This is a genomic window from Streptacidiphilus sp. P02-A3a (assembly GCF_014084105.1).
Lineage (GTDB): Bacteria > Actinomycetota > Actinomycetes > Streptomycetales > Streptomycetaceae > Streptacidiphilus.
Map to the genome: position 1 here is coordinate 8,980,154 of NZ_CP048289.1, position 13,223 is coordinate 8,993,376.

9 protein-coding genes and 1 pseudogene are annotated in these 13,223 nt (G+C 67.1%); 7 read left to right on the forward strand and 3 right to left on the reverse strand.

Translation table 11 applies throughout. The features are described from left to right. Positions 1–11: 11 nt before the first annotated feature. Positions 12–360 (reverse strand): annotated as a pseudogene (locus GXP74_RS38260) (transposase). 42 nt (positions 361–402) lie between these two features. Continuing rightward, positions 403–642 carry a hypothetical protein gene (locus tag GXP74_RS38265; RefSeq protein WP_182455778.1) on the reverse strand — a complete coding sequence of 80 codons (240 nt, stop codon included), beginning with the start codon at positions 640–642 and terminating at the stop codon, positions 403–405. Positions 643–1,187: 545 nt separating this feature from the next. On the opposite strand from GXP74_RS38265, the gene GXP74_RS38270 reads away from it, so the two are divergent. The 6 genes from GXP74_RS38270 (at position 1,188) to GXP74_RS38295 (ending at position 10,509) form a co-directional block, all read left to right on the forward strand. Next, positions 1,188–2,495: a tyrosine-type recombinase/integrase gene (locus GXP74_RS38270; protein ID WP_182455779.1), complete on the forward strand. Its 1,308-nt coding sequence runs from the start codon at positions 1,188–1,190 to the stop codon at positions 2,493–2,495. Between the two features lie 48 nt (positions 2,496–2,543). Further along, entirely contained in the window at positions 2,544–3,233 is a 690-nt protein-coding gene (locus GXP74_RS38275; RefSeq protein ID WP_182455780.1) for a hypothetical protein, read from the forward strand. Continuing rightward, positions 3,230–3,493, forward strand: coding sequence for a hypothetical protein (locus tag GXP74_RS38280; RefSeq protein WP_182455781.1), 264 nt, complete (start codon positions 3,230–3,232; stop codon positions 3,491–3,493). Before GXP74_RS38275 ends, GXP74_RS38280 begins: the two co-directional genes overlap by 4 nt. A 183-nt stretch (positions 3,494–3,676) precedes the next feature. Beyond that, positions 3,677–4,375, forward strand: a complete 699-nt coding sequence (locus GXP74_RS38285; protein ID WP_182455782.1) for a hypothetical protein — start codon at positions 3,677–3,679, stop codon at positions 4,373–4,375. Positions 4,376–5,070: 695 nt separating this feature from the next. Then, positions 5,071–8,988, forward strand: coding sequence for a hypothetical protein (locus tag GXP74_RS38290; protein WP_182455783.1), 3,918 nt, complete (start codon positions 5,071–5,073; stop codon positions 8,986–8,988). Positions 8,989–9,165: 177 nt separating this feature from the next. Further along, positions 9,166–10,509, forward strand: coding sequence for a Fic family protein (locus GXP74_RS38295; protein ID WP_182455784.1), 1,344 nt, complete (start codon positions 9,166–9,168; stop codon positions 10,507–10,509). 53 nt (positions 10,510–10,562) lie between these two features. Here the strand turns inward: GXP74_RS38295 and GXP74_RS38300 are convergent, their stop codons facing one another. Then, the gene (locus GXP74_RS38300; RefSeq protein ID WP_225448485.1) at positions 10,563–11,573 is read right to left on the reverse strand and encodes a hypothetical protein; all 1,011 of its coding nucleotides are present in this window, start codon (positions 11,571–11,573) and stop codon (positions 10,563–10,565) included. A gap of 263 nt (positions 11,574–11,836) precedes the next feature. On the opposite strand from GXP74_RS38300, the gene GXP74_RS38305 reads away from it, so the two are divergent. Beyond that, positions 11,837–13,204: a tyrosine-type recombinase/integrase gene (locus GXP74_RS38305; RefSeq protein ID WP_182455785.1), complete on the forward strand. Its 1,368-nt coding sequence runs from the start codon at positions 11,837–11,839 to the stop codon at positions 13,202–13,204. Positions 13,205–13,223: the final 19 nt, after the last annotated feature.

Consider the following 13,223-nt stretch of genomic DNA (forward strand, 5'->3'; position numbering starts at 1 on the left):
GGGGTTCGCCTTCAACTGGTCGGGGCCGAGTTGTGCAGTCGGGCGATTCCAAGCATCACCGTGTGGACGCCATCGCCCTTCAGACGGCAGTCGCGGAGGATCTTCCAGGTCTTCATCTGCGCGAAGACGTGCTCGACGCGAGCCCGGACTTGCTTGTGGGAGTGGTTGTGCTGCTTCTCCAGTAGGTGCCGACCAGGAGCACGCGGTCCTCCAACGGCATTGACCAGGGCCGCCCGGGACCTGCCGCATCGCCCCCCTTCGCGTCGGAGCTGGGTGAGCAGCTTTCCCGAACGCTCGCCGGCTCAGCCCGGTGAACGGAGCTATCCAGGACGGTTCCGACGCTGAGATCACACCTGCCACTGCAAGATCGTCCCAGGTTCGGCAGGGCCCCTGGTGCGGCGTTCAGGAGATGATGCTGTCCGCAGAGAGCACCGGATCCGCCCATGCGGCGAAACCGAGGATCGGACGCTGAGTCGGGCTGCCGCCAACGTCGTCGTAGAGCGTCCGACGCACCCTCCTGCCCTGGCGCACCAGGTATTGCAGGCCCTCTACATCGACGATCCCGCACTCACCGGCATCCAGGTCAACAGGGGAGTCGTCGACGCGACTGACATCCCAGCCGGCCTTCGTCGCGAGATGCATCCAGACCTGGACTGCTCGCTCGGGGTGCTCTGCAGCTCAACTCGTCCCCACTCTCGCGATGATCTGCACCGAGTCGGGTCGCTCGTCAATGGCCATCACAGCCCATCTCATCGAGAGGCGATCATGGCAGAGCCCTCGCCCAACCAGCTCATCAGGTGTCTGGGAAGGCGTTGCGGGACAGCCCTTAGTTGCCGCCGTTGGCTGATCGTCCCCAGGCGCCTGGTAGGCCAGGGCCGAGGCGACAGCCACCGAGTGTTCGATCATCCCAAGGCGTCTCATCCAGTGCCCACAACCGATGGGAAGAGCGAAGGCCCAAAGGGCAGAGCGAGTGCACAACGAACGCCTGAACCGAATATCGCATATCGCCCTGCTCGCTGGCCTGAATCGTGGCCAAGTGCACCGATCAGAGGAGGCTGAATTCACTGCTCTTTCTCTCCAAGGGCCCGCAGAGCAAATCTGAGTGAGGAATCATCCTGCTTCGCCGAGGAGGCGACACCATGCGTGCTGTCGGAACTGTCTATCAACGGTGCGGCTGTCGGGACGGCGTGACCAAACGCCAGCTGGGGCGACACTGCCCCGAGCTCGGCACCGACGGCCACGGTGCCTGGTACGTCGCGCTGCCAGCCACCGGGGGAACTCCCGGTGCCCCCAAGCGGCTTCGTCACGGCGGCTACCCCTCCCGCACGGAGGCCGAGACCGTCCTGCGGCGGCTGCTGAACCCGGCCCTGGCCACCATGGACCGGGGCCTGACCGTGGAGGGCTGGCTCACGCAGTGGATGAAGAACCTGGAGGGACGGCTCAGACCGACCACGGTGCGCGGCTACCGCAAGCACGTCGACCAGTACCTGATCCCCCTACTGGGCGGCGAGCTGCTGTGCGCGCTCACTCACGCCTCGGTCCAGCGCGCATTCCACACGATCGTCCAGCAGCACCAAGCCGCCGGGCTCTCGCTCAGCGGCGCCACCGTCCGCCGGATCCACGCCACCTTGAGCTCAGCCCTGAGCGCCGCCTGCCGCGCAGGGCTCCTGGACCGCAACCCGGCACGCCAACTGGACCTGCCCAAGGCCCCACCCCCACGCCCAGTCGTGTGGACCGACGCCCAGGTCGAGCATTGGCAGCAGACCGGGACCAGGCCCGCGGTGGCGGTGTGGACAGCCTCCGACACCGCCCGATTCCTCTCCGCCATCCGTCACCACCGCCTCTACGCCCTCTACCACCTCTACACCCTGCGCGGCCTGCGCCGCGGCGAGAGCCTAGGACTGCGCTGGTCCGACATCGACCTCGACGCCAGGACCCTGAACATCCGCTGCCAACTGCAGAAGCATCCCGGCGGCGTCTTCGAGGACTGTCCGACCAAGACCGCTTCCAGCGCCAGACAGGTCGCCCTGGACCACCACACCGCTCACGTCTTGGCCGCCCACCGCCGCCGACAGCTCGACGAACGCTCTACAGCAGGCGAGCACTGGACCGACACCGGATACGCCTTCACCGACCAACGCGGGCTGCCCCTGGCCCCTGACCACGTCGGTCACACCTTCCAGCAGCTGATCCGCACCCATGACCTGCCACCGATCCGACTCCACGATCTGCGACACATCGCAGCGACCCTGGCCGTCAACGCCGGCGTCCAGATGAAAGTCGTCCAGCACCAGGTCGGCCACGACAGCATGACTACCACCGCCGACACCTACACCAGCGTCCTACCCGAAACAGCACGCCAAGCCGCCGAGGCCACGGCCCGCCTCCTCAACAACGCAGCACGCCAACACCAACGCCTCACCCACCACCTCCCCCGAATCCGCAGCCCCCACTTGAGGATCCGCGCCCCACGCCCACGACCCCCTCGACCCTGATCCCCGGTATCCCGGATCGCTTCATCCGATCCGTCCTAGGCTCCGGCCATGCATCAGTTCCTACGCTCCCTCGACTCCTTGTCCCACTTCCTTCACCTCCAGTACGAGAAACTCCAGTGGGGCGATCTGGGCGGGTGGATAACCGGGCTCGCCACCATGGCCCTCGCGGGAGCCACGTACTGGGGGTTCAAGAAGCAGGCCGATGATATCGACCAGCAGCGCAAGGACCTCAGGGACCAGCAGGAGCAGATCAACGAGCAGAGGCGGCTCACCCAGAGGCAGACCGAGTGGATCGAGGCCCAGCTCGCCGCCCATCGCCGAGCACAGGCCAGGCAAGTGGGGGCCAGCCTCGAACTCGCTCCTTTGGCCCTGCCCGACCGGCAGCAGCGGGAGGTGCAGTACATCCGCGTGCTTAACAAGTCAGAGCGCCCGGTGTTCGCCGTGGATTGCCGTGCGCTGGACGGTCCGCACGCCCTGGGCGTCCCCGAGTACTGCGGTCACGTGTCCCGTCCGCTCTCGGGGGCCCAGCAGCCGAGCTTCGGCGTGGAGGGGAAGATCCCTTTCGATGTCCTACTCCCCGACAAGAGCATCGACTTCATCTTCGACCGACAGCCGACGACTTTCGCGAAGGCCAGGTTCGTCGTGCGCTTCCAGGATGACGAGGGGGTGGAGTGGGAGCGCGATATCCAGCAGCGCCTCACCGAGGTCACCGAGGGCTCGGCAGAATGGTCGGTGTGAGCACCTCGTGGCGGGAGCGGTTCGGCATCCCGAAGACCCTGGTCCTCTACCGCACCCCTGAGAGCTGGCGGCATGCCTCCTACAGCGCCTCCGGTGTCCTGGACGGACGGCTGTCCGGCATCCCGGCGGACAGCCTGCCGCAGGAAGCCCAGGAGGCCCTGCGCCACCGCATGGAGGAGAGCCTCCGGCAATCGCTCACCGGCGTGTGGGCTGCCGATGAGCGGCCGGGGTGGTGGACAGACATGGTCAGCACCGCCTGAACGGTCTCCGGCTCAGGAGACTGCTGCCCGGAAGGCAGGTCACAGGTCCGACAAGAAATCACTTCCGTTACGGCAGCGCCGATAGCGTCCTCGACCATGACGAGGCGGAACACCCCCAACGATCAGCGCACCCGGCCACCGGCGCACGATCCCGCGAAACTGAGCACCGGGTGGCGGGCGGGGATGGCAGTGATCAGCTTCGCCATGGTGACCGCCGGGGCCACCGCCGTGTTCAGGACCACCGTGGAGGCCGGGCCCACCGCCTTGATCACCATCGGGGCCGCCCTGTTCGTCGTGGCCGCCGGAGGCCGGGCAGTGACCTGGTTCAAGTTCGGCGACACCGAGATCCACACCGACACCGAGGCCGGTCGGGAGGAGGTCGAGCGATCACTGGAGGAGGACGAGCCCGCGCAGGCACTCGCAAGCGTGCAGACCGCCATCGCCTACGACCCCGCCGTCCTCCAAGATCCCATGGTCTTCAACACCAGCGCTGCCCTGTATGACCAGCTCGTCAGGGACGCTGTTCGCAAGAACGTAGGCGCGCAGGTCACGACGCTGTCGACGATGGGGCCCGTCGATCTGGAGGTGGAGTCCTCCGGCAGGAAGATCGCGGTAGTAACCAAGTTCCCCCGCGCGCCACTGACACGCTCACGAATTCTGGAACTCGGCGTGGCCGTCCGGAACCGGGATCGGGATCGGGACTCGGAATACTCCGGGATCGCCCTGGTGATCCCGCATACGGCGAAAGGTCGCTTGCCTGAGTTCGCTCACTACTTCCGGGAGATGGTTGGCGTGGCTCTGGAGGTCGTGACGTGGTCGGGCCCCGAGGACGACATCGCACTGAAGGCGGCCCTCCAGAGACTCCTGGGCACTGACGCCTAACCTCAGACGCGAAAGGAGCACCGGCTGGCACGCCGGCGCTCCCCGAACTCGTCTACAGCGCAGGTCACCCGGACTCTACGACCCGCCAGTCCACGACCGAAGTGTTCGAAGCCCTCGCCGAGGTGATGGTGAACGAGGTGCCCGTCTCCGGGCCACTACCGTGACCGGCCGAGGGGTGGCAAGGTCAGCATGATGCGAGAGTTAGCTGTGATCGAGGTGTTGGCCACGGTGGCGGTCCCGGCCGCCAGTATGGCTACCCTCATGCGGGCGTTGATGCCCTCCTTGATCCGCAGACCGTACCCGGCAGAGGCGATGCGCAGGTCGGCAGTTGTCAGGTCGATGCAGTTGGCTGCCCCATGGATGAGGGTGACGTCCCTAGAGACTGCCCCCGGCCCCCAGGAGAGCTGGCCGCCCACCGTCGGGAGGAACCGGGCCGTATTGCCGCCGAACACCTTCCGAACTCGCACCGGTCACTGGACAGCAGCCGTGATTCAGAATCCACCGCGATCCAGCTCAACTAGCAGCACGTCACGCTGGAGGTGCCTCAGTCTTCTCCGCCTCCCATGCCCTCTGGAGCATGTGCCGACTGGTGGCCCGGCCAACCTCGGGCAGCGATCGCAGCGGGAGCATCACGGGCACGACCGAGTCAGTCAACTGCGCTGCTTGGCAGGCTAGCCATGTGCTAGGACAGAGGCGTGACTGCACAGAGCGGGCTCTCCGTCGGACAACTGGCAGCAGCTCTTTGCCTCAAGACCGACTGGATCGACGAACTGGCCCGCAACGGGCACATCAGCTACACGATCGACCAGAACGGGCATCGCGTCTACGACCCTGTGGCTGTCCGTGCGGAGATCGAGCGCTTGCACTCCCGGCCGTTGGCTCCGGGGTTCAGCACCGGCGGCGCGCTGCGTGAGATCGACAGCCTCGATCTCACGGCCTGGGCTGTCCGCGAAGGGCTGGAAGGCGAACTGCCTGAGCTTGTACGACTGCTGCTGGTCGGCTCCAGGGCTACACTGACGAAGCTCCAGATACCAACCTACGAAGGTACGGAGAGCTCCGGGTGGGACGCCATCGTTGAGGCGGCCGATGGCACCCGCCATATCCCGGTCGGCACTTCAGCCTGGGAAATGGGGCGGGGCCGCGACGCCGACAAGAAGGCCAACTCCGACTACGAGAAACGCACCGCGGATCCGTTGGGGCTCGACCCGGCCCGGACCACCTTTGTCTTCGTCACGCCCTGCAAGTGGCCCAAGGCCCGGGCGTGGGCCAGCGCCAAGCGCGCCGAGGGCAATTGGAAGGACGTCCGTGCCTACGATGCAGGCGACCTGGCGGACTGGTTCGACTATGCGCCGACGGCCTATGCCCGCGCGGCGAGAATCCTTGGCCGCGACCCGAAGGGCACCGCTGGCCTTGGTGCGGCCTGGTCGGCCTGGTCGGCCTACACGGTCCCTGTCCTACCCGCTGGCCTGTTGACCGCAGGACGCGAGGCACAGGGCAAGGCGCTGCTGGACGCGCTGACCGGTCCTGCGGCGTCGGTCTGGGTGGATGCGGATTCCGAGGACGAAGCTCTCGGCTTCATCCTCGCGGTGTTCGCCGGTCTCCCGGAGCAGTGGCGTGAGACTGCTGCCGCGCGGAGCCTGGTGGTGCGGAGCCTGCATGCGTGGGACGACGTCCTGTCTCGGATCGAGGGCAGGTGCGGGCACATCCTGATACCCGCCTTCCCGCAGGCGCCCGTTGCACAGGCCGTGGAACAGGGGCACTACGTGGTCGTTCCCGCCTCCCGCCGACGCACCCCGGCGCCTGGAGCTCTCTCCATCGGCCTTCCGCGGCTGAGTCGGTTCCCGGCCTGGCAGTGCCTGGTCGCGGACGGCGTGCCGGAACGCACGGCCGATGAGATCTCCCGGCTCGCACGGCTCAGCCTTGCGGTCGCCCGGCGCCGGTTCGCGGCCGACGGAAGCGGCGCACCGAAGTGGGCGTCTGCTGGGGAAGCCCCGTTGCTGCTGCCAGCTCTCCTGGCAGGTGCCTGGGAGGAGGAGCGCTCCGCCGACCAGTCGCTTCTCGCTGGGCTGGCCGCTCAGCCGTACCCGGTGCTGCGCGAGCGCTGCGTACGCTGGGCCCAGGAGGCGGATACACCGTTGCGGCTGACGGCGAACGTCTGGTTCGCGGTGTCGCCCGCCGACGCGTGGGGCCTTCTGCTGCCGTACGCCCACCCCGAGTTGCTCGGGCGCTTTCGCGACGCCGTACTGCGCGTCCTGCCCCGCTCACGGCCTGCCAGCGCACAGGCACTGGCCGCCTTCCTCGCACCGGACGCAGATGGCGAGACGCAGTGCTCCGACCGGCTCCGAGTGGGCCTCGCCGACACCCTCGCGCTGATCGCCACGCACCCGGCGGACAAAGCCCTGGACTACGGGCAGAACGGCGCGGAGTTCGCGGAGGTCATGGTGCGCGAGCTGTTGCATCCCGCTGACGGCCGATCTCCTTGGCTGTCACTGCACGACGTGCTGCCCCAGCTCGCTGAAGCCGCACCTGACGAATTCTGCGCCGCCCTGGACGACGCGCTGGATGACGGCAGCGTCTTTGAACTGCTGGCCTCCGAGACCCCGACCACGCGGGATGATGCTGAACTTGCCTCGCTTATGAGCGCGTTGGAGCGACTGGCCTACTCCCCCGAGTACATGGGCTCCGCCGTCCACGCCCTGGCACGGATCGCCGAGGAGGAGCACCACAGGAACAGCGGCAAGAGACCCCGTAATAGCGGGCCCGGGCAGAGCCTTCGGCAGGTTTTCCATCCCCGGGGGCCTCAGACCGGTGCCGACTACATCAGCCGGCTCGCCGCGCTCGACCAGGTACGCCGCATCGCACCCGAGACCGGGTGGTCACTCATGCTCGGCCTCCTTCCCTCCATCGGCAGCGCGCTCAAGACCTCCGACACCCCGCGCTGGCGCGACTGGCCATCAACACCTGCCGCATCGAACCCCCAGGAACAGCACAGCCTGCTCGACGAGGTCCTGACACGCATGGTCGAGGATGCAGGGGACGATGGTGATCGCTGGAGCGCCCTCATCGACACAGTGCCCTACCTGCCGGAGCAGGACCGCCGTGCAGTCCTGGACACCCTCGGCGAAGCACACGACCGCATCCACGGCACAGCACGGACGGCTGTCTCCCAGGCGCTGGACAAGGTAGTACGCCAGCACCGGAGACACCCGAACGCGAAATGGGCGCGCCCGGCCGAGATCATCGATCCGATCGCCACCGTCGCCGAGCGCTTCAGCGACGTGACTCCCATACAGCGCATGGCGCAACTGTTCGACTGGCACGTCGAAGTCGGTCCCTGGACCGGCGAGGCAGGCGATCTGGAAGCAGAGCGGAACCGAGCGCAGCAGGGTCGAGAAGATGCCGTATCGGCCCTGCTGGAGAGTGCGGGCGTACCAGGGCTGCTCGCCTTCGCTGCGCACTGCAACGCTCCGGCGCTCGTCGGCGACGCCGTTGCTCGGGTCGGGGGCGTGGTGGACGAGGAGGTCGTGCCGCTGCTGGACGACGCCGAGCCGACGCTCCGCCAAGTGGCGGAGGGCTATGTCACCGTCCGCTTCGATACCGCTGGCTGGGACTGGGCCAGCCCACTGCTCGCGGAAGCGACCGTGTGGCCGGTGGCCCGGACTGCACGATTCCTGGCCCGACTCAGGCCGTCTGTAGCTGTCTATGACGCTGTGCAGGCGCTCGGCACCGAAGTGGAGTCCCTTTACTGGGCCAGCGCTCGCCCCGGGTTCGACGTCACTGGCCCTGGCCGTCAGAGGGCGGCCCGCGCCCTGCTCGCCCACGGGCGGCCTCTTGAGGCGATCTGTCTGCTCGCTTCTGCAGTGGCGTCCAAACAGCGGCCGGACCCGGCACTCATCACTCAAGCCCTGCAAGCGGCCGACCCGGCCCAGCAGAGCACGGATCCCGTATCCAACGCCGACGAGATCTCGCAGCTGCTTGACTACCTCGGCTGCCAAACCGGAGTCGATCCTGATGAAGTGGCAGCGCTGGAATGGCGTTATCTGCTGCTGACCGGCAGTCTGCAGCGCCCAGCCCGCGTCCTGCATGCCCGGCTCGCCCGAGACCCGGAGCTGTTCGTGGACATCGTCGAAATGGCCTACCCTCCTGCGGCAGCCGGGGATACGACGGGAGAGAGGCAGGAACCCGCGGTAGGTCAGGCTCAACTAATCATCCTTGGTCAGACGTTGCTACTGGACTGGCGCGAGGTCGCCGGGCAGAGCGCCGGCGGACCAGGACTGACTGCCTGGGTCCGCAGCGCCCGACGTCTCCTCGCCGACCGCGGAGTGCGCGACCCCGGCGACTTCCACATCGGCCGCATGCTGCAGCGACTGTCCGATCCCGATGGGACCGTTCCAGGCCGCGAAGCATGCCAACTGATTGAGGACTCCCGCAGCAGGCATCTGGAGAACGGCATTCAGCACGCGTTCTTTATCAGCGGAGTCACTGCCCTGCCTGACCACGCCTCTACATATCCCCGCACCCAGCGTGTCCTTCGTGAAGTAGTCAAGCGCCTGCGGCAACTCCGCCGCCGCAGCGATGAAATGGCACAACTGTTGGAGGATCTCGCGCCTTGACGCGGAGGCCCTCAACGGTTGCCCGTCGCATCCGCCAGACTTCCCGGCCGATGACGAACGGCTTTCGCGAGGGAGCGGTCGGCATGTCTACCCGGCGGAACTGACTTCACGGTGATCGTCAGTGCGCCGCGGTAATCCGTTTGATCGGAGGACCGGTGAGCGTGGCAGGCTTGCGCGATGATCCCCGATATGGCCCCTGGCTATCTGTCCTGGGACGAGGTAGACCCGGCCCGTCATCCCTTCGACAGTGAGTCGGCAACGCAGGTGGTGCTCTCGCTCGGGCCGGCCCTTCACGTTCCATGCCGCCCCGATGTCTCCTTCGCCGACCCAGCGATGAACACCTGGAGCTGGGAGGTGGCCAAGCCCTGGGCAGACGCCATGTCCCATGCCTTGGTGGAACGCTACGGACGCTGGGCCGTGGGTTGGCGCTGGTCGCAGGGCGAAGGGGACTTCGACGGGGGACCGGTCAAGAACTGGTGCTGCCTGCGCGACTCGATCACCACCCCGCAAGAGACGCTCGCCCGGGTCGTGGTTGCGTTGTGCGAGTGGCGCGAGTGGCTGGAGAACTTGGCCGAATGGTTCGAGGCATTCGCGTTGGACCTGGCCTCCGTCGCGGACCAGCGGGTCCTATGGCACCGCGCCGCCCGGAACCTGATCCTGCAAGTGGTCGACCGCACGGGTTGCGACAGCGGCTGGTACGGGCACTGCGATCAGGTGCTGACCTGGTTCCTCAGCCGATGGGGAGTCCCGTCCGACGTGGCGCAGGAGTGGGTTGACCAGGCGATTGGCGGCCGGTTCGAGAGCCGGATCGGCCCCGACACAGCCCTGGTCGAGGAAGTCGCCGAGCGGCTCTCGCTGTCCCTCCAGTCGACCGACAGCGTGCGATCCACCGGTCCGGAGCCGGACCACCTGCAGCGCTGGCTCGCGGTGCGCGAGACTGTGCCATGGCAGGAGGCCCCGGAAAGTCGCGCGCGGGGATCGGTAGTCCCGTCACGCGACGGTGCACGAGAGGACATCCGTGCCTTCGACGCCGCCGTGGACCCCGCCCGCGCCACCGGCCTGCTCGCCGCCCTGGAGCTGATGCGGAGCGACGCCGTGCGCGGCGCATCACTCGATTTCGAACTGCTCCGCGGTTGGCAGCAACACGTCCTGGACACGCCGGTGCCGCCACCGTTCCGCAACCAGCCGGCCTTCGCCAAGGGCGGTCGGGAACGCTACGGCATCAGCACGGACACCCGCGCCCGCCTTGATACCTGCCTGACCGAGAGCCGTGTAGACGCCGCGCGGCCCCTTCCTGTCGCCGCCCGAGCCGCACGTGCCTACCTCGACGTCTGCTTCTTCCACCCCTTCGAAGACGGCAACGCCCGGTCTGCCTTCCTCGCCCTGCTCTTCGTCCTCGCCCGCGAGGGCATCGAACCCAACGGGGTCAGCCTGCTTCGTCGCATCACCTTCCAGGCCGACGACCCCCAGGACGCGCTGACCCTCGCCCGGTACGTCGACGTCCACCTCGCGGAGACGTGACACACGTCAACCTTCCCTTCGGTTCGTATCCGCTGGAGTGCGACCGAAGGCATTCAGGAGTGGTTCCCGAGGCTGGCAGAGGCATAGGGCGCGATGGTCCAGCGCAGCACCGCCTCGCCTGTGTGGCTTTCAAGGGTGGCGGGGTAGACCTGTCCGTATTCCCGCTCGCCGCGGTGACGCATTGAGTGGTCCCCGGGGTCCCAGCCGAGACCGAGTAGCGAGCATCCATCGAGGTCGACGGTGCCAGCCAGCAGTGGATGTTTCCCGCCAGCACGGTTGATTCGGTGGTAGTCGGTGTGAGCGTCGACGGAGACCATCAGGCCCTTGCCGGGGCCTTCCCGAATCCAGGTCCGAAGGCGTTCGGCGACCGCTTCGGCCTCGGCCAGTGGGAGATCAAGCCATCCGCGCGGGCCGTGTTCGCCGCGGTGATGCGGAATACGGTCGCCGCCGAACCGCATATGGACGGTGTCCTCGTACTTGCCCCAGTAAGTCACGTCCGCCAAGCCGTCCGCGGACTGGCCGTCCAAGCCGGTGAAGCCGTCCAGCGCCCGAGCGTCACCGAGGACCATGCCGCAACGGTCGACCGGCAAGTCTCCGAGCTGCACGGGTTTGCCGTCATCGAGGCCGGACCAAAGGAGGCCAAGGTCGATCTCGAGGACAGCGATGGTCGGTCCTCCATCGAAGGGCGACGCCGATGTCTGGGCGCGCACCCGTAGGGGCCGATCGGCGGCGGCTTCGACGACGATCGCCTCGCACAGCCAGGCGGACGGCTCACTGTCCTCGGGATCATGCAAATGACCACCGCCGAGGGATATGGCGGTCCGGGCACGCTCGGACAGCGGACTGCCCACCCGCGGCCAGTAGTCGATCCAGCCCGCCATCCCCAGCACGAGCATCCCGGAGGGCGCGGTGACGGTGCCCAGATCTACATCAGTCCCAGTCATCCACTGATTGAACAGGCTCGGAACCGAAAGGATCAAGGCGAGGCGGCATCCGAGGTCCGCGATGCGCTCCCGCCGAGAGCGCTGCAGCGACAGGGGGACAAAGCGCAAATGACGGTTCATATCTGGCTTGAACCTGAGCCACCCGTCATAGGTAGGCTACAAAAGAATCCTGACGACTTCTCACCAAGGCATGAATCTGACATCGATTCCGTGCCGCAGGCAGCGGCGATCAGGGAATTAATCGCTCCCACAGCGACAATCTCATGATTTGTCTCCATGGGAGCGACAATCCGCTCGACCGTCGCTCCCACTGAAACTCACCTATACCACCCCTTATAAAGGTCGCCTAGTCTTCCCGCTCCTCTGTCAACAAAGGAGTGGCCATGCGGGGATGCGGGACCGTCTACAAGCGGTGCGGATGCCGCAACGCGAAGACCGGACATCAACTCGGCCGCGCCTGCTCGAAGCTGGGCAAGCGAAGCCATGGCTCCTGGTACATCGCGCTGCCCCACATACCGACCATGGACGACCCTCGAACCCGGATACGGCGCGGCAGCTACCCCACCCGTGCCGCCGCCCAGCAGGCCCTCGACCACCTGACCCCCGTGCGGGTGGACACGCGCGCCCTCCCCCTGACCGTCACCCAATGGCTGCTCCACTGGTACGCCAGAGCCGAAGAGCACCTCCGGCCCTCCACCGCGGACGCATACCGCCGGCACATCGAGACCTACCTCACCAGCATGCTCGGCCGCGAGATCCTGCCCGAACTCACCCAGCAACGCGTCCAAGCCTCCTTCGACGCCCTGATCAGGCAACGTCACCGGGCGGGCAACCCCATCTCCCCCACGACCCTTCGGCGCATCCAGGCCACCCTGCGCTCCGCACTCACCTGGGCCGTACGCGACGGCCTCCTCGACAAGAACCCCGCCCTGCACCTTCGCCTCCCCCGCTCGCTACGCCCCCGACCCGTCATCTGGACCAAGGACCGCGTGGAGCACTGGCGCACCACCGGCGAACGCCCCACCATCGCCGTCTGGACCGTCCAGCAGACCGCCTCCTTCCTCCAAGGAGTGCGAGAACACCGCCTCTACGCCCTCTTCCACCTCTACAGCCTGTTCGGGCTGCGCAAGGGCGAGGCAATAGCCCTGTGCTGGGACGACATCGACTTCTCAGCCGGGACCCTGAGCATTCACCGACAGCTCCGGCACAATGCCAGGAACCTGCTCGAAGTCGGCCCGCCAAAGACCGCAGCAGGCGCACGCACCATCTACCTCGACGCGGGCTCCACGAAGATCCTCCGCGCCCATCGCGCCCAGCAGCGCCAAGAGCAGAGCCTCGCCGGGCAGGAGTGGAGCGAGACGGGATTCTTGTTCACTTCCTCCAACGGCAGCGTCGTCCCGCCCGCCTACGTCACACGCACTCTCAAGAAGATGATCAGGGAAAACGATCTCCCGCCGATCCGCCTGCACGACCTGCGCCACGGCGCCGTCAGCCTCGCGATCGCGGCCGGCCTCGACTTCAAAACCATCTCCGTCCGAGTCGGACACCGCAGTACCGTCACCACCGTCGACACCTACATGTCCATACTCCCTGAGCTGGCCCGCACGGGCTCCGAGGCCGTCGCACGACTCCTCCTGGACGGTGCGAACGAGATCTCCCGAACCATCCGCCACCAGCCCAAACGCGCCAAGCGCCGCACACACAGCGAGCCAAGCGGCCAAGAATCCGCGCATTCCCGCAGCTCAGGCTAGGTTCACAGCCCCCACTGCC